We start from the raw sequence: 21,080 nt of genomic DNA, 5'->3' as shown, positions 1-21,080 counted from the left end.
GCTTGTATTCCATTCAAATGGACTGAATCGATCGTTTATAGGACTTATTCTTCTCTTCTCTACGAGAGGCTAGGCGTTCGTGTAGTCTCTCGTAGAGAAGGCGACTTTGTGGTAAATCCAAGTCATCGATCCATACTCGCCTAAAGGTTGATGTTTATTCTATATTTTATGAGATTATGAAAAGAATATGAGAAGATTGACGGCAAAATAAATGGCTCCCCCAGAAAACAAACCTAGCTTACCAGAGGTTCACCGCAGCATTAAAGTCCCTAACAGCAGCAGCTTTTGGCGCAAGATGCTGGCTTATACAGGGCCAGGGTATTTGGTTTCAGTGGGATACATCGATCCTGGAAATTGGGCAACAGACATCGCTGGGGGGTCAAAGTTTGGGTACACACTATTAACAGTGATCTTGTTGTCGAACCTGATGGCAATATTACTCCAATCACTATGTGTACGTTTGGGAGTTGCTACGGGGCGAGATTTGGCACAGGCTTGTCGGGACTATTTCAGTCCAAGGGTAAGCTTTTGTTTGTGGGTACTGTGTGAGATTGCGATCGCAGCTTGTGACTTAGCAGAACTACTAGGAAGTGCGATCGCCCTACAACTTTTATTTGGTATCCCTTTGATATGGGGTGTTTGCATCACAGCACTGGATGTTCTGGTATTGTTATTCCTGCAACATAAAGGCTTTCGCTATACAGAAGCCCTGGTAATAATGCTGGTAGCAACAGTAGGCATCTGTTTTACAGCAGAAATTATCTTTTCTCGTCCCGATCTGGGGGGGATTTTGTTGGGATATCTACCCAAAAAAGAGATTTTACAAAATCCTGAAATGCTCTATATTGCTATCGGTATTTTAGGGGCAACAGTGATGCCTCACAACTTATATTTACACTCCTCAATTGTGCAAACCCGTGATTGGCAACCTAATACTGAAAAAAGGTGGGAAGCAATTAAATTTGGCACAATTGATTCAACTTTTGCTTTGTCTTTAGCACTATTTATCAACTCAGCAATTTTGATTGTATCTGCTGCGACATTTCATTTTTCTGGTAATCAAAATGTAGCAGAAATTCAAGATGCTTATAAATTACTTTCGCCAGTGTTAGGAGTTAGTTTTGCCAGTGCTATTTTTGGTATTGCCTTACTTGCTTCTGGACAAAGTTCAACACTGACTGCAACTCTGGCAGGACAAATTGTTATGGAAGGCTTTTTGCAATTTCGCTTTCCATCTTGGTTACGCCGTTTAATAACCCGTTTGCTTGCCATCATTCCAGCGATAATTACCATCATTATTTTTGGTGAACATAGTACAAGTAGCCTGATAGTTTTCAGTCAAGTTATCCTCAGCTTACAGTTACCATTTGCAGTGATTCCATTAGTGATATTTACAAGTAATCGCCGCTTGATGGGTGAGTTTGTGAATCCCTTGTGGTTAAAATCTTTAGCTTGGTTAGTTGTTGTTGTCATCGTTGGCTTAAATGTTTGGTTGCTATTACAAATGATTTTGGGATGAATGTTACAAGTTACCAGTTAAAATAAAGGAACCGATTCCGTGGTAATCTAACGTCGGATTGCAAGTTATGAAAGGCTAAAGCTATCAACCATAGTAAGTGAACAATAGCCTCGCCAACGGCTATCAAATTCCGGTAGATGAGAGATTAAAGACGTAGGAGTGTAGCCTTGTCCACCCCTGCTTCAGATCGGGTTCAGCAGAATTATTGACTATGCCAAAGATTCAGACTAACGAGATTGATTTGTTTTACGACATTAAGGGAACAGGTGAGCCTTTGCTATTGATAGCTGGCTTTCTTTGCGATCATGCCTATTGGTCACTGCTCATGCCATCATTGGTTTCGCAATATCAAGTGATTCGCTTAGACAACCGAGGTATGGGGAGAAGTTCTGCTCCCGAAACCCCCTATAGTCTGAAACAGATGGCTAATGATGTTGCAGCCTTGCTCGACCATCTGGCGATCGATAAGGTGCATCTAGCAGGTCATTCAATGGGTGGTCAAATAGCCCAAGAATTAGTGTTAGCACATCCTGAAAAGATACAAAGTCTGATGCTACTTTCATCGTTGGCAAAGGGCGATCGATTATTTAACAGCATCATTGAGACTTGGGGCGATCTCTGCGGTCATGTAGACTTGAAACTTTATGAAAAAGTCATATTACCCTGGATATTTACAGATACCTTCTACTCGATTCCTGGGATGATTGAAGGTCTAATCGAATTTGCAATCAGATATCCTTTCCCACCAGCGACTCATTCACTCCATCATCACAGTCGAGCTATGCTTGACTTTGACACAACAGACCGCCTTCAACAAATTCATTGTCCTACCCTAGTTCTAGTTGGTAAACAAGACATTCTTACCCCACTGAAGTTTTCTCAGCAACTTGTCCAAGGCATTCCCAACGCTGAACTTGTAGTCCTCGACAGTGGTGGTCATGGTTTCTTAGTTGAGTCGCCGGACAATGTGATTTCAGCCATGCTTAACTTCCTGCGGAAATTGAAACCAGCTTCCACTATATAGAAATAATATTTAATTTTTGAACAAAATTAGATATTGTAGGGTGTGTTAGAACGCAGTTCCTAACGCACCATCATCAAGGTTTTAGTGCCGTACTCTCCGTGCTAACACAACGCCAGTAACGCTACGCACAGTCGCGAACGCTCAAGTCGGGAAACCCGCCCACACGACTGTCTGCCCTACGTATCTTTTCTCCAAATCAAATACTAGTCCTAATTTATTTATCCTGTTCTAAGTTAGAAAATAGCCTCTGCCAATCGATAGAGTTCACACTATTGTCTCCCTGTTTTACCTCAAAAGTAACATTACAAGCTGTCGCTATTTTTAGCGCTTGTACGCAAAGTTCTGCCACATCTTCACGGCTGATTTTGCCCTTAATATTATCACCTTGCTCGAATATTAATTCCTTACCCCCTAATTCCTCAGTTAAAGCACAAGGTCTAATAATCGTATAAGGAATTCCACTTTCTCTTAAACTATCTTCTCCCTTCAACTTCCAAGTTAAAATTCCTCCCAATTGGTCATTTAATTTCACTGCTGGCGGTTCTTCATCTAAATTAATACCAGGGCGACCGGGACGAGTCACGCCTGCTGAACTGACTAAAATAAATTGTGGTAAAGTTGTCCCGCCGTAAGCTTTAATTGATTCCACCTGTAAACTAAAACCACCGGGGGAAAACTTAGGATTCAAAGCCCCATCATATTCAAATTTGCTCAACATCAGTTGGAACGAACAAATTCTCCTCTGCTCAATTGGCGGCGCATCTTTGACAACTTTTGCCCGAAAGACGGGAATTAAATCTGCAAAGGGAATGTGAACATCTATCCAGGTATTAGCTACAGTGTCAAAAGAATAGCTATAGCCTATGCCATCCCATTTTGTATCTGTCCGTAAGAAGATTTTATAACGCTGACCGTCACCTTTGACACGCAATTTCACACCTTTATTACCAGATAAATTGAAGGGTGGGTCAAAATTCTTAGTTCTGACAGAAGCAAATCCGCCAGAGTTAGCGGTGGAGACATTACCAGTAAATAAAGCTGTATTTTCTACTAATTGGATATTACTAGCACTCACACCACCCATGACAACATCATCCAGCGCCCCCCAGTTATCTTTTAATTCTGCTGATGGCTTTGTGAAATCAAATATTATTTTTTCGTTTGCTTGGGGTAGATATTTTGCAGCCGCTTGGATTAAGTTTTTAACACCTTGATATTCTACATTTTCTGGGGTGTCGCCAACAATTTCTGGCTGGTAAAATTTAACACCTTGATAATATTTTGCTCTATCTGCTGTGTCTCCCTCAACTGGTTGTACGCGCACTGCTGTACAACAAACAACAGCTTGAATATCAGCCATTACTAAAGAAGTTAAGGTTTCTGGTTGTGTGATATCCGCAACAACCAAGTCTATATCATTACCAAGAATTGACCGCGCTTTGTCAATGTCTCGAACTAAGGCGCGAACTTTATAACCCTGTTGGAGCGATCGCTGCACCACTCTTTTACCTACACCACCTGTTGCACCTGCTACTAGTATTACACCCACGTTTCTCCCTCCATTGGGTCTATCTTGATTATCCTTATAACGACCTTGGATTAACTGCTGTACCCAGTTAAGGAAAGGAATTACCTCAAAGTAAGTTAGGGTTTCGACAAACCTACCTAAATCCCATTGAGAACGATTTTTGTCAGTCATATTTGCGTCCTCATAACTTTCTTAAGTCTAGCTCAATGTCTGTTTCTCAAAATCCTCCGGTACTCAGAAATTTGCTTGATTAGAGGACAATGGAAAGGAGATAGTTTAAGCTATTCCCTCCAATGATGGAGACTAGCTACAATTAAACCAAATAATTTGGTATTCCATGCAATGCCGATAGTGAGTATTTGAGCGTCATAGTCCGTCAGAAATATCGCTCAATCACGTAGGATACTTAATTAGGTGTTCCCAATCAAACGGTAATTTACTTATGAGCCAACTTGAAGACATTCAAGCTGAGTACGAAAAGTTTCCCGAAGAATTTGAGAGTGTAATCATTAGCACCGTTAGCGCCCAGGCAATACCCAATGCTAGTTATGCTCCCTTGCTAATGGATGATTCCAAGAATATCTACATTTATGTTAGTGGTCTTTCAACTCATACCAAAAATCTCTATGCTAATCCTCATGTTAGTGTCTTGTTTATCGAGGATGAAGCCAAGAGTAATCTAATTTTTGCCCGTCGTCGTTTGAGTTTTGATTGTACTGCAACTTTGATCGAGCGTGAAACTGATAAATGGAATCAAATTGTTGAGCAATTTCAAGGGCGGTTTGGTCAAATTATCGAGGTTTTGCGGGGCTTGTCTGACTTTCGGATTTTCCAGCTAACTCCTAGTGAAGGTCGTTTTGTAGTTGGTTTTGGGGGAGCATATCACATCAGTGGTGATAACCTCCATCAACTTGTTCAGATTACAGGAGATGCTGACAAAAAGCAGGGATAAATTATGAATTATGTCTGTAATTTTGGTGAGCGTTCAGGGGGTGTAAAGAACACAAAAACAACCCCCAAAATTAAGCAGTAAATGGTTATACTCTGTGTGGTATGTAATTGGTATTCGGTTGAGTTTTTCGGATAGAAAGCTATTGAAAAACCTGCCAATCTTTTGAAAAGACTAGCAGGCATGGCTTATCATCAATCGGAGCGGCGGGATTCGAACCCACGACCTCCACTACCCCAAAGTGGCGCGCTACCAAGCTGCGCTACGCCCCGGTCAGAATTACTATCATATAGCAAAGCTTTAGGATAATCAAGAGGCAAATTTAAAAAACTTTAAGCATCCCAGTAGCTTGCAGTAAATCTGGAACAGCAGAAGCATCCCATTTACCCTCTACACATCGCCCTGTATTCAAGATGAAGCGCAGACTGTAATCATGAGGATAGCCTTCCACTTCCATCCATAACAAATCGCTTTCGGCTTCACAAGCAATTTTTTCCTCTTCCATTAATTCAGTTGCAAGTTGCTTCATGGTGTCTGCTAACTGTGCTAGTAGACGGCAAAAATCATTCAACTCGGCTTCAGTTAACTCAATCGCCCAATTATCTGTACCGACTAAACCTTTAAATTCAGGTGCATCGGGATTCCAGCCAATCCGCCAGCCAGATCCGGTTTTGATAACACGTTCCATAATTAGTTAGGAGTTAGGAATTTACAACTCATAATTCCTAACTTTCCCCCTATCTCAGTAGTTCAGCACCTCCTCGTTGGGGTGACTGTGGAGTAGTTGATTTACTAGGAGTAGCTGTGGTGTCAGGACTGGGGGATGGGGTATTTTGGGAAGTGGGGTTAAATATATTTACTAAGACTTGCACTAGGGCATCTCGCTGACTGTGAGTAAGACGTGCGATCGCAGCTTTATCGCCATCAATAGGATTTTCTCGTAGTGAATCATTCCCTGGATAGGTAGCATCATACATAATTTCATTCGCACCTAGGTAATCAGCTAAAGTCAGCTTCCAATCCAAGCGATAAATTGGGGCACGCCCTTTGGTATAAACGTGATATCTAATCAAGCGATTTACTAGGGTGTTGGTTTCGGCAACTTTCCCATTTTCTTTGCTGATATACTTGTTTTCCCGTGGTAAATCTGGCAATTGCTGATAAACTAGCTGCCAAACATCGCCAGGAGTGATTCTCTGAGCATAAGCAGGTTGGATACTAAATAAATTTCGATGTAGTGATTTACCCACCCCTGAACCCAAAATAGTTACACTCATTACCATTAAGGCAAGTAGTAGTGGTGTGAGCGTTAGCGAAGCTTTTAGCCCGTGCTGAGTCACGAGTTTTGAGAGGATTGATCTAGGTAGAATTTTTTTTTTGCTCATAGTAACGATATCTTGAAATGAGAGTGCTATCACACTGCATTTTCACTCAGCATGGGCTAAACGCCCCGCTAACGCTAACAGCACTCTCAACCCATTACTGTTTTTATAATTCGCCAATAATCTCTGGCTGAGTCAATTCATCAGACATTTCGATAATTGCTCTTAGAACTGGCTTCATCATCGCATCTTCGTTATTTTCAAAATCTTCATAACGCCGACGTTTAGCACGATTTGCCACCTGAACCGTAATGCGGTAACGATTTGAGGCTGCACTAATCAGATCCTCAGCCCGATGCATAATCTGAGACTGAGTTGTCTCGAACTTAGAACGCTTTAGCATAATTCAGTGGTTCTGGGGGTCATTCACCAGTGTAGCAGCACTGATAAATCTGCTGCTGTGTATTTAATCGCCAGCAACCTCTCTGTTGATAGAGGCTAAAAGCCTTCTAATCAATTTATAAGTTACTTATATACTCCTGACTAAAGTCACACATCCTTATGGCTGATCTTGTGGAAACTGCTATCAACGCGGGAAACTTCAATACCCTGGTTAAGGCTGCTACATCTGCAAATCTTATAGAAATTCTCAAGAGTCCTGGTTCTTTCACACTATTTGCACCAACTGACGAAGCCTTTGCCAATCTACCAGAAGGAACTTTAGATTCGCTACTAAAAGATATCCCTAAGCTTCAGAAAGTTGTGGCGTATCATATCGCTAGTGGTGATGTTCGGTCTGATGATTTGCTAGAGATTAATGAGGCAGAGACGCTTGAGGGGTCAATTGTAGCGATTGAATCTGCCGACGGCAAAATTAAAGTGAATAGCGCCAATATCCTCAAAACAGACATTCTGACAGACAATGGCGTGATCCATATCATTGATGCAGTGTTAATGCCTGCAATGGTAGCAGGGAGGTAAGGACAGAGGAGTAGGTGAGAAGTTGCAGTAAGTCTTTCCCCTTTTTATTTCCATCCTTTCTGCCTCTTCCTTAGTACTGTCAGCATTTCGTGTCTTTAGACCAACGGTAGATTTTCTGGGAGACACTAGCCCCAAAAGACACAAGCACTTATTTTCTCGACATAAAACTTAATATTTACTGATTTTAGCCAAATATCCTCTCAGGCATTGCTTTGGGAGGATTTATGCTATTGTTTTAAAAATTTAATCGATGGAAGATGCTTGATTATTATTAACAAAACCTATGAATAGCCTCTACCCTTTGGTAGATTTAACATTGACAATAAATTGTTTTATACAATACGTAGATTATACGGACAATGCCCCAGGTAGTTTTAGTTAACCCACAAATTCCTCCTAATACAGGTAATATTGCCCGTACTTGTGCAGCGACAGGTACGGAGTTGCATTTGGTAGGGCCATTGGGGTTTGAAATTAGCGATCGCTACCTCAAAAGAGCCGGTTTGGATTACTGGCCTTATGTCAAACTGCACTATCACGAATCTCTAGAAGCCTTTAAATTAGTACGTCAAGAGCGGGGAGGCAGATGGTTAGGTTATACCGTTGGTGGAAATTTTAATTATGTCAACTTTCAATTTCAAGCCGATGATTGGCTACTGTTTGGTAGTGAAACTACGGGCTTACCACCAACAATTTTGTCAGATTGCGATGCCACTCTGTATATTCCTATGGGCCAACCGGGGGTTCGCAGCTTAAATCTGTCAGTAAGTGTAGCAATTGGCTTATTTGAAACCCGTCGTCAGTTAGGCTATCTGCAATAGTTTTCTACCTTCATCACTATAAGTAAATATACTTATGATATCTGAAGACATCTATATTAGACGGGGGACTTGTGGCAGGAAAAGCTTTCTTGATTCCAGTAAAATGTGTAAAAGAATATACCAAAAAATAGGTTTATTCGCAAATTGTAGTGGAAGATACTTACAAAGGGAGCAAGGTTATTATAAGAAATTTATATATAAAACTTGAGATAATGCCAAATTTGAATGATAGATTTTGATGAATTTGAAGCATCCTCAATGAGGAGCGAAAGCGCTACAATCCAGTGAGTTACTGCGCTTGAGCTATATTAGCTTGATGAACGCCAGAAAGCAGCCTAAAAGTAGCTGATAGTTAATACGGTTGTTTTTTAGGGAATAATCAACGTAAAGTCTCGTGTTGAAGAAGACTGATTGGGTAGAAATATCTTGAAGATATCTACAGCAGGAGGCATAACTTTTCCAGAAGTCGCAGCAATTTCATTCTCGGCAGCGACTATGGACTTGGCAAATGATTTGTCTAGTCCCCGCGATTGACGCAAGACAAACGCGGATAATGGTAAAGAGTAAAACGTCCTAAGTGGTGTTAGGAGTGGTTCGGATAAGTAAACACAGCAAACTTTAAGTTTTGCTAATACATGTAAACTTGTCTAAATCAGAGAAGCAGGTTAATCTTGCGTAAGCATCTCTGGTGAATGTGATCTCGATCTATCATTTGTTGCGATCTAAATCATTGACTAGTATCCAACTGAAAAATCGAGGTCAGTTAAGCGCTAGTGATCATAGGAGGTCGTCTTTGAAACGAGCATTAAAAAAGAGAGTAAAAGCTGTGTTGAACAATAACCCCAGCAGCGATGATGCCCCGGTAGAAGTGCTAAATGTGATGAATCCAAAAGTGAACCGCCGGGTGCGGACAAAAGCTGCCATGATTGGCTTGGCAATCTCTATGGGAGCAACCAGCCTTTTGGTGACTCGACAAAGCGATCAAGCCCAAGCAGCTGTGCCAGTAGGCAGCCAAAAGGCAACCTCAGCTGTTCCTGACACCGAGGTGAAATTTGCCTCCACAAAGCTGGAATCCCATGCAGTCTCATCAGCGAGCGTGCCGGAAAATCCTGTTATCGTGGAACCAACGGCAGTCTCACAAGTGCCTGGGCTTGAAGCTAAATGGCAAGTCGCTACAAATAAAATGTCTTTGCAGCTTCCTGCATCAGAAACATTATCCCCAGCAATAGCCAGTTATAAAAATTCCACTAACCTGAAGCCGCAAGTGGCACAGGGATTGAACAACACATTAGCCGAGACTAGTTTCCCAACAGTCAATAATCTGTCTGACCCTAGTGCCAATAGAGTTATTAGTACAAGTGTATCACTAAATGGGCAGCCACAAACAGTGGCAACATCTGGTGTAGTCAACAGTGAAATAAATGCACAACTTAAAGCGCAACAAGAGTTTGCACTGAATCGCTTACAAGAAAAATCTAATCGGTTAAGAAACAGTCTGGCACAGTTGCAGTCTGGGGAAATTGCAAACTCATCACCATCTGATACTGCTTTGGCGCAACCGACGACTGTAGTTGAGAAAACTGTAGTAGCCCAGTCGGACACTTCTGGCGATGCAAGCAAAGCGAACTTGATATCGAAGTTAAAACAGAAGACACAGACTAGTGCGATTGTACCAGTACCATCTACACCAACAGTTATTGCGTCCTCGGCTCGAACATCTTATGAAGTTAAGCCTGGAGATACACTAGCAGCGATCGCCAGCAAATACAATACTTCAGTATCAGAAATAGTTAAGGCAAATAACCTCAATAACCCCAATGAACTGAAAATTAGTCAACAACTAATTATTCCTGCTGTTCAAGTTGAGGCAACTGTAGCAAGTAAACCCACAGTAGCGAGTAAACCTACTTTTGTAGAGTCCAAGAAAACTCCAAAGGTAGCCACCTCCCCTGTAAACATTGGTAATGCTAACTCCTATTTACCATCGACTTCACAATTACCATCTATTGCCGACAACAGCAGCGTTGCCGTCCCGACATTGGTAGTTGCGAATAATCCAGTTCAGACAAATAATGCCACCGATTTAGAAGTAGCCCCTACCACTACTAGGTCTTATGGTGTCGGTGGTGAAGATCCAGTGCCAACAGCTTTTGCCCAAATGCGACAGCCTAAAACACCAGTAAATAAGGTCGCAAGGGGAAATAATAGCGATCGTTTGCAGGGCTTGCAAGCGGAAATTCAGAGATTACAGCAGAAATATCGCGCCCAACAGTCTGGTAACTTAGTTGCACCAGCAGCGAGCGAAACTAAGAATGCTGCAATGCTCACTCCTGTTTCCACCCCCAATAATTTCACAGTACCAAATTTTGCAGTTCGACCGAATAGTGTAGCAATACCAATTCCAGTTCCTACACCAATTAGGTCTAACTATAGCGTTCAGCCAGTTAAACCCCAATTCAGTACTGCTGTCCGTTCTACCGAACCAGTAAACCCAGAGTTCTTGCCTAATCTCGGTTCTGCTAGTAAGTGGACTCCATCTGGCACTCAATCTGCCACAAGAGTTGCAACGCCTTCTGGAAGAGCAAATGCCTCTGAATCATTAGGAATGATGCGGGGAAGGACAGTTTCTCCACAGGTAATACCACCTTTGGCAGCAGTGGATCAATATTTGCCAAGACCCATTGACGAACTGACACCTCCTCCATCTACTTCTACCTTAGCTTACATTTGGCCAGCAAAAGGTACGCTAACTTCTGGCTTTGGTATGCGCTGGGGAAGACCGCACAAGGGAATTGATGTTGCTAACTCTACTGGTACGCCAGTAGTTGCTTCAGCTGAGGGGACTATTGAAAAAGCTGGCTGGAACAACGGTGGCTACGGCAACCTTGTTGAAATCCGCCATCCTGATGGCAGCTCGACTCGCTATGCTCATAACAGTAAAATTCTGGTGCAACCTGGTCAACAGGTGCATCAAGGAGAAACAATTGCTTTAATGGGCACTACTGGTCACAGCACTGGGCCACACAGCCACTTTGAAATCCATCCAGCAGGTAAGGGTGCTGTTAACCCAATAGCCTTCTTACCACCCAATCGCGTGTAATTTTTGACTGTCAAGGGACTCTTCACTGGGGATTAGGGATTGGGGACTGGGTGTAAAATCGAAAAATTATGGTGGGGCTTTTACCCACCATCAAATTTTAAAAAATTTTTCCCAGTTCCCAGTTCCCCAGAGGCATTCCTCCCCCACCAACTTTTATGTATGGTGGAGGACTCCTCGCTGTTACCAGTAAACTCCCTCTTTTGCTTTCTATGACCTCAACAGAGGTGAAAGAGAGGTGAAAGCTGTAAGAAAATTGCAACAGGGGCTATTCTTAAGCAAATTTATATGCTAAACTAAAGAATAACTTTGAGTAAATATGGCTCAGTAGCTCAGTTGGTTAGAGCACGGGACTCATAAGCCTGGGGTCGTTGGTTCAACTCCGACCTGAGCCACTTTAAGAATAACGATAATATAAGAGTTTCGGCTTCTAGTTATACATTCACAAATTTAGATGTCGCCGTTCACAAATTAGTGTCGTTCTTTATACATTAATGCCGCTCTTTAACTAATTTGTGTCGTAGCTCATTCGAGATAACCGTTCACAAATTAATATCGTAATATTAGAGACTTATTGACTGTGTACGGTTAGGGACTTGCGAAAAAATATTCCCCAAACAGATGCCATATTTGAGAATATGTTTCGGGAGAATCAGGCATCAGATGAGAATCCCAAATTGTTGAGAGTGTCTATTGATACTAAAGCCAAAGGAAAGATTGGGAACCTTTCTCTAGTCAAGCTTTGCGGTTCTATAAAAAAATGAGTGAATGGGAGTCATTAACTATAACTTCATAGAGTTTATAAGAGCCTCCATCCACTTCTGAAAGCTCTAAATATGTTTTTTCTTCAGGTATAACGTTCTCTCATAATCAAACGATGGTCAATGCTTAAAAAGCTAGGACTCAATCAATACAAGTTTACGAACCTGAGAATTGTTTCCCTGAGAACGGCGTGATGAGGCCGCAGCTAGCAAAAACTTCCAAGACCGAGGAGAAAGTATAGAAGGATCTATCATTGAAAGGAAACTCTTGAGATTTTTTTGCTTCAGTGCTACTAAAATCCAGTGGAGTTTGAGGTAATTTTTGATGTCTTGAAATACAGGAATCTTTGAGCGATGTTGGTCATTTACCAAAGTGTAAATTTTTTCTTTCATCAGAATATTTGTCGCCAACCGCCGAGATAAAGAAAACTTTTGATTATACGCACCGGGCCAAATAGTGCGGTAAGCAAGACACTGATTAAAGAAAATAGCATCGCCAAACTGAGCAATCCGAATCCACGAATCGATGTCATCACAGTTAGCATCCAGTGTGGAATCCCAACCACCAGTTTGCAGGAAAGCATCACGTCGGCAAGCTACTTGTACAGGTGTACCAAAGGGTACAAGCTCTAAGAGCATACCGTAATGAATATCGGCTTGTGGGATATAAAAAGCTAAACCGGGGCCAACTTGTGGAGTGCGACTGAGTTCAACTTCATTACCATCCACCTGAGCCGCCACACAAGAGCAGATTACAGCATCAGGACGAAGTGCGATCGCCTTAGCCATCTCTTCTATGCAGTTAGGCGCTAAATAGTCGTCATCATCTAAAAACTTAATCCAGTCGCCGCTAGCTTTGGCAACTCCAGCATTTACCGTTGCTGCATGACCTTGGTTCACTTCATTTCGATGGTAAACCACCTTATCTCCTAAGCTTTTGAGGTATGTTTGGGTATCATCAGAAGAACAGTCATCCGCAACAACCACCTCACACTCAATCGTTTGGTTCCGAGCCGACTCAATTGCTCTTTGCAGCAAGTTTAAGCGATTATAAGTACTGATGACGACGCTAAATTTCATAAATTGACACCTGTGGTACAGTATTTTGCAATATAGCTTCGATCTACCAAGTCTTGTCTCAGTAAAATTATCAATCTCCAATAAGTAGAAGTAGACTGAAATAGGATTATCGATTTATGATTGATGATCGTGGGTTTTTTTTAAGTAGACAGAAAGACTATGAGCGCTCAAGAGATTATCCGCTCCATTGAAGCGGAACAGTTAAAATCAAGTTTGCCCGACATTTATGTGGGCGATACCGTAAAAGTAGGAGTGAAAATTAAAGAAGGCGAAAAATATCGGGTACAACCATACGAGGGAGTCGTGATTGCCAAACGCAATGGTGGCATCAACGAAACTATTACAGTCCGTAAGGTTTTTCAAGGTGTAGGTGTTGAGCGCGTATTTCTGTTGCATTCTCCTCGAATTGACAGCATTAAGGTGTTACGTCGCGGTAAGGTACGCCGTGCTAAACTGTATTATCTCCGCGATCGCGTAGGTAAGGCAACCAGGATTAAGCAACGGTTTGACCGCCCTTTGTGATCCGTTCTTCAAAAGTATGGGAGAAATCTCAAGCGGCATCTGCCGCTAACTTGTTTTCTCGACGAAATTGAAGTATGATGGAAATCGCGTGTTGCGTTAAACTAAAATTTTAGTTCAGCGCAATGTACTGAATCAAAAACAGCTTGTGCGCTCTTAGTTCAGTTGGTAGAACGCAGGTCTCCAAAACCTGATGTCGGGGGTTCAAGTCCTCCAGGGCGCGCTCAAGAGCAAAAAACAAAGCCCGAAATAATTACGCAGTTGCTAATTTAGCAGCTAGCGATAATAATTTCGGGTAAACTTATTGTATTTGCAGTTGTTTTGCTTTCAGTTAACTAAGTAAAATAGAGTCGAAACTGCAAAACTGGATAACCGAATTTTAGATTTCTTCTCAATCCAAAATCTCAAATTGATTACTTTGGACTGAAAGCACGGGGTAAATCTAAAATCCAAAATCCAAAATTGACTAAGAAACCGAGGGATAAACGGTCGTGGCTAAAAAAAGTGAAGCAGAATTGCCAGAAACTACAAATGGGTTTAGCTTAGGCAACTTCATACAGGGAACCAAAGAAGAACTTGACAAAGTAGTTTGGCCCAGTCGGAAACAGATAGTGAGCGAATCAGCTGCTGTGTTGTTAATGGTGGCACTCTCCGCATCTTTGATATACTTGGTCGATGGATTGTTTGGTTGGGCAGCAAAACAGGTGTTCTGATGACTTTTGCAACAGACGAACCTCGCAACTCCACGTTGCAGTCGGAGGAAACAGGAGAAACAGCAGAAGCAGCGTCAAAAGAAGCACGCTGGTATGCTGTGCAAGTAGCTTCAGGCTGTGAAAAGCGTGTAAAGACTAACTTGGAGCAACGCATTCAAACTTTTGATGTAGCTGACAAAATTATCCAAGTAGAAATTCCGCAAACGCCGGCGGTGAAAATCCGCAAAGATGGCAGTCGCCAGCATACAGAAGAAAAAGTTTTTCCTGGCTATGTGCTGGTGCGGATGATGATGGATGATGATACCTGGCAGGTGGTACGAAACACCTCTCATGTAATTAACTTTGTCGGTTCAGAACAAAAACGTGGTAGCAGCAAGGGTCGCGGTCATGTCCACCCCATACCACTGAGTGCTTCAGAAGTTGAACGTATATTCAAACAAACCAGCGAACAGGAAGCTGTTGTCAAAATTGACATGGCTACTGGTGATAAGATAATGGTGCTTTCTGGGCCATTTAAAGACTTTGAAGGCGAGGTAATTGAAGTGTCTCCAGAACGGAGTAAACTTAAAGCCTTGCTCTCAATTTTCGGCAGGGATACACCAGTAGAACTGGAATTTAATCAGGTAGAGAAACAGAGTTAAATACAAATGGCGAAGAAAGTAGTGGCGGTCATTAAACTGGCCCTGAATGCTGGAAAAGCCAACCCAGCACCACCAGTCGGGCCCGCCTTGGGTCAACATGGTGTTAACATCATGATGTTTTGCAAAGAGTACAACGCCAAAACAGCAGACCAAGCTGGAATGGTAATACCTGTAGAAATTTCGGTTTTTGAAGACCGGAGTTTTACCTTTGTACTCAAAACGCCACCAGCATCAGTGCTGATTCGGAAGGCGGCGAAGGTTGAAAAAGGCTCGAATGAACCCAACAAAAAGAAGGTTGGGTCAATTAGCAAAGCACAATTGCAAGAAATAGCCCAAACGAAACTCCCCGACCTCAATGCCAACGACATCGACGCGGCAATGAAGATTGTGGCGGGAACGGCTAAGAATATGGGTATAACAATCACGGATTAGTCATTGGTCATTGGTCATTAGTCATTGGTAACTGACGAAAGACAAAGGACAAGGGACAAATAACTAAAAATTATCGGGGGAGAGGCGAAGCTTCGGAATTACCCCAGGAGAAAAAAATGGCAAAAATATCGCGTCGTTTGCAGACGCTCCAAGCAAAAGTAGAAGATAAGGATTATCATCCTTTGGAGGCTTTAGCCCTTCTCAAAGACACAGCAACAGCTAAATTTGTTGAAGCTGCCGAAGCCCATATCCGGTTAGGAATTGACCCCAAGTATACAGACCAACAGTTGCGGACAACGGTAGCACTGCCCAAAGGTACAGGACAAATCGTTCGGGTGGCGGTGATAGCCAGAGGCGAAAAGGTAAACGAAGCCAGCAACGCCGGTGCTGATATAGTCGGTTCAGAAGAACTGATTGACGAGATCCAGAAAGGTAGAATGGATTTTGACAAACTGATTGCTACGCCCGATGTGATGCCACAAGTGGCAAAGCTGGGTAAGTTGCTTGGGCCGCGTGGTTTGATGCCATCGCCCAAAGGTGGAACCGTAACATTTGATTTAGCAGGTGCGATCGCAGAATTCAAAGCTGGTAAACTAGAATTCCGAGCCGACCGAACTGGTATTGTCCATGTTATGTTTGGTAAGACAACCTTCTCGCCTGAAGATTTATTAGTCAACCTGAAGGCATTGCAGGAGACGATTGACCGTAACCGTCCTTCAGGAGCTAAAGGTCGTTATTGGCGCACATTTTATGTGTCAGCCACAATGGGGCCATCAATTAAAATTGATGTCACCGCCCTACGAGATTTAAAACTGAGCGAAGCTGGTTAATTTATTAGTCATTAGTCATTAGTCATTGGTCATTTGTAAAAGCAAAGGACGAAAGACAAAGGACAAATGACTAATGACAAAATTAAATAGGCAAAGCCGGAGACAGCAGGTGCTAATAGCTTAAATATCCTGCCGAGGTTAAAACTCTAATTGTCAAAATTACCACCCCGAAAGGCGTGATAACTATGGCATCACGAGTCTTAATACTCAACCCCGGCTAAATTAGTCGGGGTTTGTTGTTTGGGTTCAGGTTTAGAAGAAATTTACAAGTAGGGCAATCACCGATTGTTTTAAGGAGGTGAGATTGGAATGGGTAGAACACTAGAAAATAAAAAAGAAATAGTAGCTGACCTCAAAGAAACTTTGAGTAAGTCAACTCTGGCACTGGTAATTGACTATCAGGGGCTAACAGTTTCGGAAATCACAGACTTACGGCGGCGGCTACGTCCTAGTGGCACTGTTTGTAAGGTGACGAAGAACACCCTGATGGGCATTGCTATTAAAGATGATGAAAAATGGCAGCCTTTGTCGGAATTGCTCAATGGCTCTTCCGCCTTTTTGTTGGTAAAAGAAGATTTTTCATCGGCAATTAAGGCATACCAAGAATTCCAAAAAGTCACCAAGAAGACAGAACTTCGTGGTGGTGTCCTGGAAGGTCGCCTACTCAAAGAACCTGATGTCAAGGTACTGGGAGACTTGCCATCTAAGGAACAACTCATTGCACAAATTGCTGGGGCTATCAACGCCTTGGCTACCAAGATTGCTGTGGGTATCAACGAAATTCCTGGTTCACTAGCTCGTGCTTTGCAAGCTGTGTCCGAGCAAGAGCAAAGTGGTGGTAGCACTGAAACTGCTGCTGAACCTGATAGCAGCACTGAAACTGCTGCTGAATAGACTTCGTAGTTCGTCAGTCAAAAGTCAAAAGCTAATGACCAATGAGTTAATGACTAATGACTAATGACTAATGACTAATAAATAATCAAAATTACAGGAGTTATATCAATGTCTGCTGCAACCGATCAAATTTTAGAACAACTAAAAACCCTTTCTTTGTTGGAAGCTTCTGAGCTAGTGAAGCAAATTGAAGAAGCTTTTGGCGTGAGTGCTGCTGCACCCGTTGGCGGTATGATGATGATGGCTGGACCTGGTGGCCCTGCTGCTGCTGAGGAAGTTGTTGAGCAAACCGAGTTTGAAGTGATTCTCGATTCAGTCGCAGCTGATAAGAAGATTGCCGTACTGAAAATTGTCCGCGAATTGACCGGTTTGGGTCTGAAAGAAGCGAAAGACTTGGTAGAAGCTGCGCCCAAGGCAGTTAAAGAAGGTATTACTAAGGATGCTGCTGAAGATGCCAAGAAGCGCATCGAGGAAGCTGGCGGTAAGGTAACTATCAAGTAATCACAATTTGATTACTAGTTTTTTATTAAGGAGTCTGATTCAGGCTCCTTTTTTTCATATAAATTTAGTCAATCATCTTCTCTAAAGCGATTTGCAAATCTTTTGTTAAATCGCTTACCGCTTGTTTAGATGCGTGACGATCGCCCTGAGAATTTGACCAACGTTCTGTAACTGAAATTGGCTCTCCCACTGTAATTTGTGCTTGTCGCAAACCTAAGCGGGGTCGTCCTGGGAGTGTTGTATCCTGAATTCTAGAAAGCATATCGAATACAAGTAAAGCTGTTTCTGCAAAGCGTTCCGCCGTTGGTTGTTCTTGAATATAAGTCGCTGTGACTGCAACAAAACTTTCCACCATCCGCATGTGCCGCATTCGCAAGTCTGCTTCTTCTGCAATCCAGTCTGCCAAACCACGTTTAAACGCTGGTAAAGCATTGATATCTGGCAAATCTTCTCGATAAATGTAATTCCAGCCAGCCTCTTCTAAGCGGCGACATCGGTCAATAAAATTACCCTGCGCTTGAACTCCAAAATACTGCTCGGTAACTTCTAAAGCCTTATCCAGTAAGCGATGAAGTCGGGCAATCAACACCTGATTAGGACTAGCAGATTCATCACTTGAGATGGTTTTTGGAATGTCTTGATGATAGAAGCGACGATAAAACTCTTCCATCTCGGTAATGAGATATTCAGCTAATCTACAGAGGCGTTGATAGTAAATTTCTTTTTGATCGCCCGAATCAATTTCTTTAACTGCCAAGCCGCTATCAGCTTCCAACTTACTCAAGAGCCAATCCAGTTTAGACCAAGGTGGCTCAAGGTAACGGTACTGGATGGCGATCGGCACAACGATCACAGTCTCAGTCCGGTTGGCTTTATGTAAGTCTTCTGCACACCAGAAACTTATTTGAGCAACACCAGGTTCCAGTGGGCTAACAATGCCACTATGACCATTAGTACCTCCTTCGGGTGCGACTGCGATCGGTACTTTCCCATTAGCAAACAATTCTCGTGCTGTTTGAATAGCTTGCCGATCTAGTCGCCTTCCGCGATGAACCGGCACACCTCCGAGTCGTGAAAACAGCCAACCTAGCCAATTTCCAGCCCAAACCGTCATCCCGCGATCGTAGAGAAAATAGCTATGAACAAGCGATCGCAGTGTAATACCTTTCTGACGAGCTACCCGTGGCACAATGTGAGAAAGCAAATACAACATACAGAGGGGATCTTCTACCTCTGGGTGACGAAATGCCAACAAAAAGCGAATTTTTCCAGCCTGGAATTGCTGATAAAGTTCAGCTAATACCTCAACATTCTTGGCTTCAACCCTGACAATACCAGCCAATAGCCAAGGCTGAGTGCGAAACCGTAGTGCGATCGGCAATAACCACCGAACAATCTGGAGGATTGGCAGATTAAGGCGTTGGGGAATAAATTTCAGTGGTGGTTGAGTAGAGTGAATCGTTTTAGGCAAGTCGCTCTCCAGATTGGATTTCTAACGATTGTACAATGTGCTGGGTGAAAAGATTGATAAGTACTACTTCTTACTCAGAACTCAGCACTACATAACCGAGTAAAAAATTAAGTGGAATGTTTAGGAAAATTTCGTAATAAATAACTAAACACTGCTAAATTCAGCAAAAACACTAATATTTTTATAGGAGATATTCCCCGAATTAATTCATAAACTTCTGGTGGAATACTGACACCAACAAGTACCAATACTAAGATATGTGCCCAACGTTTTTCGTACCACAACCCAACAGCTTCAATACTAGTAACAATAGCATATATTCCTGCGCCAATGCCGCTAAATGCCAGAGTTCTGGGATTTAAGTTGATAACTTTTTGTAAAACCCAATCAATGATTATCGATTTACCTTCTAAAACATAATCGTCTGAAAAAGCCTCTAAATTTTGATAATTTTTTAACGTCAATAATAAAGCGATTGAAGTAACCATAAGCAGCAAGGCGGTAAATGATTTGTACAGAACAATTGCCACTAACCCCAATGGACGCTTTTTCAAATAACCCCCTAAATATATATAAGTCAAATTTTGATTAACTGGCTCTTAATGATGCCAACTAAGATGCCTATTGTAGCAGTACTTTATCGGACTATCTTCGCCCGAAGATTTATCTAACTAAGTACGACTTTGAATATTAGGGCAATTGGATGCAACACCAACTTATCTATCCCTTGACTAATTCCCTAGCATGTGTTACTGCCAATACTGTAGTAGTAAAGAATGGGATTTTGATTTAGGTGTGTTTGCTTTGGGATATTCCTAGCGATCGCAAATTTATCAAAATTATATCCAATGGAGGTTAGCGGACTCGAACCGCTGACATCCTGCTTGCAAAGCAGGCGCTCTACCAACTGAGCTAAACCCCCATAAAATTAAAATAGTCGGTAACTTTGGTTGCCGTTGCTATTCCAACTTACTATTGTTCCATTACTAAAGGGATGAAGCCAGAAAATATCCAAGTTGTCGCAGCACTGTATAAATTTGTCAAGCTGCCAGATTTTGCCGAGAAACGAGATCCCCTACTGTCTTACTGCCAAGCACAAGGTGTCAAGGGGACAATTTTGTTGGCACAAGAAGGCATTAACGGTACAATTGCGGGTTCGCGTCAGGCGATTGATTCTGTTCTCTGGTTTCTGCGTTCTGACCCCCGTTTAGCAGACCTAGAATATAAAGAGTCCCATACCGAAACCACGCCCTTTGAGCGGATGAAGGTGCGGTTGAAACCAGAAATTGTCACTTTGGGATTGCCTGAAATCGATCCAAATGAGCAAGTTGGCACTTATGTCAGTCCCCAAGAATGGAATGACTTGATTAGCGATCCTGAAGTAACTGTGATTGACACCCGCAATGATTATGAGGTGAATATCGGTACTTTTCAACGAGCAGAAAATCCTCAAACTGGCTCATTCCGAGAATTTCCCGATTATGTGCTACGTCACCTCGACCCAACTAAACACAAAAAGGTTGCTCTGTTTTGCACAGGTGGCATTCGCTGTGAAAAAGCTTCATCCTTCATGCTTGCCCAAGGCTTTGCAGAGGTCTATCATCTCAAGGGCGGAGTTCTCAAGTATTTGGAAGAAGTTCCAGCAGAGAAAAGTTTATGGGAAGGAGAATGTTTTGTCTTTGACGAGCGGGTAGCCGTTAGTCATGGGCTGGAGAAAGGGAGTTCTGAGCGGTGCTTCAGTTGTGGGTATGCAATTTCTGAGGAAGATAAGGCATCTGATAAGTATGAGGAAGGTATCTCCTGTGCTTATTGTTTTGATAGCCTCACCGAAGAAAAAAGAGTACGTCAACAGACAAAATGGCGGCACTACCAAACCCAAGTTGCTAATTCTAAAAATCGGGATGTTAGTAACCTATAACTACTTTTCATAACCGAGATAAAAAAGTTTACTCCTCAACACTTGGGGTTTTTGAGGAGTAAACTTTGGGGTTTTCAAG

At 42.4% G+C, this 21,080-nt stretch carries 22 protein-coding genes, 4 tRNA genes and 1 other annotated feature; of the genes, 16 read left to right on the top strand and 10 right to left on the bottom strand.

Annotated features, from left to right (window positions below; all coding sequences use genetic code 11):
• Window positions 1-211: 211 nt before the first annotated feature.
• Together V7K55_RS26095 and V7K55_RS26090 are read left to right on the top strand one after the other, a co-directional pair.
• A complete protein-coding gene (locus V7K55_RS26095) occupies window positions 212-1,519 on the top strand; it encodes an Nramp family divalent metal transporter (RefSeq protein WP_334836023.1) in 1,308 nt (435 codons plus the stop codon).
• A gap of 211 nt (window positions 1,520-1,730) precedes the next feature.
• Window positions 1,731-2,543, top strand: coding sequence for an alpha/beta fold hydrolase (locus V7K55_RS26090; RefSeq protein WP_334836021.1), 813 nt, complete (start codon window positions 1,731-1,733; stop codon window positions 2,541-2,543).
• 214 nt (window positions 2,544-2,757) lie between these two features.
• Here the strand turns inward: V7K55_RS26090 and V7K55_RS26085 are convergent, their stop codons facing one another.
• Complete coding sequence (locus V7K55_RS26085; protein WP_334836019.1) at window positions 2,758-4,242, bottom strand: CIA30 family protein; 1,485 nt, start codon at window positions 4,240-4,242, stop codon at window positions 2,758-2,760.
• 271 nt (window positions 4,243-4,513) lie between these two features.
• Between V7K55_RS26085 and V7K55_RS26080 the strand changes: the two genes are divergently transcribed.
• Window positions 4,514-5,023, top strand: a complete 510-nt coding sequence (locus tag V7K55_RS26080) for a HugZ family pyridoxamine 5'-phosphate oxidase (RefSeq protein ID WP_334836017.1) — start codon at window positions 4,514-4,516, stop codon at window positions 5,021-5,023.
• A gap of 195 nt (window positions 5,024-5,218) precedes the next feature.
• Here V7K55_RS26080 and V7K55_RS26075 read toward each other — a convergent pair.
• The 4 genes from V7K55_RS26075 to V7K55_RS26060 all read right to left on the bottom strand — a co-directional run bounded on the left by V7K55_RS26075 (window position 5,219) and on the right by V7K55_RS26060 (window position 6,745).
• Window positions 5,219-5,292 (bottom strand) — tRNA-Pro (locus tag V7K55_RS26075).
• Between the two features lie 50 nt (window positions 5,293-5,342).
• Window positions 5,343-5,708 (bottom strand): DUF1818 family protein, encoded by a 366-nt coding sequence (locus V7K55_RS26070; protein WP_334836014.1) that lies wholly within the window; start codon window positions 5,706-5,708, stop codon window positions 5,343-5,345.
• A gap of 49 nt (window positions 5,709-5,757) precedes the next feature.
• The gene (locus V7K55_RS26065) at window positions 5,758-6,297 is read right to left on the bottom strand and encodes a hypothetical protein (protein WP_334836053.1); all 540 of its coding nucleotides are present in this window, start codon (window positions 6,295-6,297) and stop codon (window positions 5,758-5,760) included.
• Window positions 6,298-6,508: 211 nt separating this feature from the next.
• Window positions 6,509-6,745: a DNA-directed RNA polymerase subunit omega gene (locus V7K55_RS26060; protein WP_073645038.1), complete on the bottom strand. Its 237-nt coding sequence runs from the start codon at window positions 6,743-6,745 to the stop codon at window positions 6,509-6,511.
• Between the two features lie 158 nt (window positions 6,746-6,903).
• Between V7K55_RS26060 and V7K55_RS26055 the strand changes: the two genes are divergently transcribed.
• Both V7K55_RS26055 and V7K55_RS26050 read left to right on the top strand, forming a co-directional pair.
• Window positions 6,904-7,323 carry a fasciclin domain-containing protein gene (locus V7K55_RS26055; RefSeq protein WP_334836012.1) on the top strand — a complete coding sequence of 140 codons (420 nt, stop codon included), beginning with the start codon at window positions 6,904-6,906 and terminating at the stop codon, window positions 7,321-7,323.
• 359 nt (window positions 7,324-7,682) lie between these two features.
• Window positions 7,683-8,144 (top strand): tRNA (cytidine(34)-2'-O)-methyltransferase, encoded by a 462-nt coding sequence (locus V7K55_RS26050; RefSeq protein WP_334836010.1) that lies wholly within the window; start codon window positions 7,683-7,685, stop codon window positions 8,142-8,144.
• A 368-nt stretch (window positions 8,145-8,512) separates the two neighbouring features.
• Here V7K55_RS26050 and V7K55_RS26045 read toward each other — a convergent pair whose 3' ends face one another.
• Window positions 8,513-8,683, bottom strand: a complete 171-nt coding sequence (locus tag V7K55_RS26045; protein WP_334836008.1) for a hypothetical protein — start codon at window positions 8,681-8,683, stop codon at window positions 8,513-8,515.
• A 254-nt stretch (window positions 8,684-8,937) separates the two neighbouring features.
• Here V7K55_RS26045 and V7K55_RS26040 point away from each other — a divergent pair, with 254 nt between their 5' ends.
• Both V7K55_RS26040 and V7K55_RS26035 read left to right on the top strand, forming a co-directional pair.
• Complete coding sequence (locus V7K55_RS26040) at window positions 8,938-11,244, top strand: peptidoglycan DD-metalloendopeptidase family protein (RefSeq protein WP_334836006.1); 2,307 nt, start codon at window positions 8,938-8,940, stop codon at window positions 11,242-11,244.
• 318 nt (window positions 11,245-11,562) lie between these two features.
• Window positions 11,563-11,636 (top strand) — tRNA-Met (locus V7K55_RS26035).
• 501 nt (window positions 11,637-12,137) lie between these two features.
• Here the strand turns inward: V7K55_RS26035 and V7K55_RS26030 are convergent.
• A complete protein-coding gene (locus V7K55_RS26030; RefSeq protein WP_334836005.1) occupies window positions 12,138-13,082 on the bottom strand; it encodes a glycosyltransferase family 2 protein in 945 nt (314 codons plus the stop codon).
• Window positions 13,083-13,241: 159 nt separating this feature from the next.
• Here V7K55_RS26030 and rplS point away from each other — a divergent pair, with 159 nt between their 5' ends.
• The 8 genes from rplS to rplL all read left to right on the top strand — a co-directional run bounded on the left by rplS (window position 13,242) and on the right by rplL (window position 17,612).
• Window positions 13,242-13,604 carry a 50S ribosomal protein L19 gene (gene rplS / locus V7K55_RS26025; protein ID WP_334836003.1) on the top strand — a complete coding sequence of 121 codons (363 nt, stop codon included), beginning with the start codon at window positions 13,242-13,244 and terminating at the stop codon, window positions 13,602-13,604.
• Between the two features lie 147 nt (window positions 13,605-13,751).
• A tRNA-Trp gene (locus V7K55_RS26020) sits at window positions 13,752-13,824 on the top strand.
• A gap of 268 nt (window positions 13,825-14,092) precedes the next feature.
• On the top strand, window positions 14,093-14,314 hold the full coding sequence (gene secE / locus V7K55_RS26015) for a preprotein translocase subunit SecE (protein WP_094331819.1): 222 nt from the start codon (window positions 14,093-14,095) through the stop codon (window positions 14,312-14,314).
• Complete coding sequence (gene nusG, locus V7K55_RS26010) at window positions 14,314-14,955, top strand: transcription termination/antitermination protein NusG (RefSeq protein WP_094331820.1); 642 nt, start codon at window positions 14,314-14,316, stop codon at window positions 14,953-14,955. Before secE ends, nusG begins: the two co-directional genes overlap by 1 nt.
• Before the next feature lie 6 nt (window positions 14,956-14,961).
• Window positions 14,962-15,387 (top strand): 50S ribosomal protein L11, encoded by a 426-nt coding sequence (gene rplK, locus V7K55_RS26005; RefSeq protein WP_334836001.1) that lies wholly within the window; start codon window positions 14,962-14,964, stop codon window positions 15,385-15,387.
• 116 nt (window positions 15,388-15,503) lie between these two features.
• Window positions 15,504-16,217 (top strand): 50S ribosomal protein L1, encoded by a 714-nt coding sequence (rplA, locus tag V7K55_RS26000; RefSeq protein ID WP_094344810.1) that lies wholly within the window; start codon window positions 15,504-15,506, stop codon window positions 16,215-16,217.
• 78 nt (window positions 16,218-16,295) lie between these two features.
• Window positions 16,296-16,464 (top strand) — a sequence feature (ribosomal protein L10 leader region).
• A gap of 62 nt (window positions 16,465-16,526) precedes the next feature.
• On the top strand, window positions 16,527-17,111 hold the full coding sequence (rplJ, locus tag V7K55_RS25995) for a 50S ribosomal protein L10 (RefSeq protein ID WP_334835999.1): 585 nt from the start codon (window positions 16,527-16,529) through the stop codon (window positions 17,109-17,111).
• A gap of 108 nt (window positions 17,112-17,219) precedes the next feature.
• A complete protein-coding gene (rplL, locus tag V7K55_RS25990; protein ID WP_334835997.1) occupies window positions 17,220-17,612 on the top strand; it encodes a 50S ribosomal protein L7/L12 in 393 nt (130 codons plus the stop codon).
• A gap of 64 nt (window positions 17,613-17,676) precedes the next feature.
• Here rplL and V7K55_RS25985 read toward each other — a convergent pair whose 3' ends face one another.
• The 3 genes from V7K55_RS25985 to V7K55_RS25975 all read right to left on the bottom strand — a co-directional run bounded on the left by V7K55_RS25985 (window position 17,677) and on the right by V7K55_RS25975 (window position 20,005).
• Entirely contained in the window at window positions 17,677-19,083 is a 1,407-nt protein-coding gene (locus V7K55_RS25985) for a lysophospholipid acyltransferase family protein (RefSeq protein ID WP_334835994.1), read from the bottom strand.
• 107 nt (window positions 19,084-19,190) lie between these two features.
• The gene (locus V7K55_RS25980; protein ID WP_334835992.1) at window positions 19,191-19,637 is read right to left on the bottom strand and encodes a DUF2127 domain-containing protein; all 447 of its coding nucleotides are present in this window, start codon (window positions 19,635-19,637) and stop codon (window positions 19,191-19,193) included.
• Window positions 19,638-19,932: 295 nt separating this feature from the next.
• A tRNA-Ala gene (locus V7K55_RS25975) sits at window positions 19,933-20,005 on the bottom strand.
• Between the two features lie 72 nt (window positions 20,006-20,077).
• Between V7K55_RS25975 and trhO the strand changes: the two genes are divergently transcribed.
• On the top strand, window positions 20,078-21,001 hold the full coding sequence (gene trhO, locus V7K55_RS25970; protein ID WP_334836051.1) for an oxygen-dependent tRNA uridine(34) hydroxylase TrhO: 924 nt from the start codon (window positions 20,078-20,080) through the stop codon (window positions 20,999-21,001).
• Window positions 21,002-21,080 lie beyond the last annotated feature (79 nt).

The organism is Nostoc sp. (genome assembly GCF_036919895.1).
Classification (GTDB): Bacteria; Cyanobacteriota; Cyanobacteriia; order Cyanobacteriales; family Nostocaceae; genus Nostoc.
Note: the sequence above shows the minus strand (reverse complement) of the source record. Positions and strands in the feature narration are given on the sequence as shown.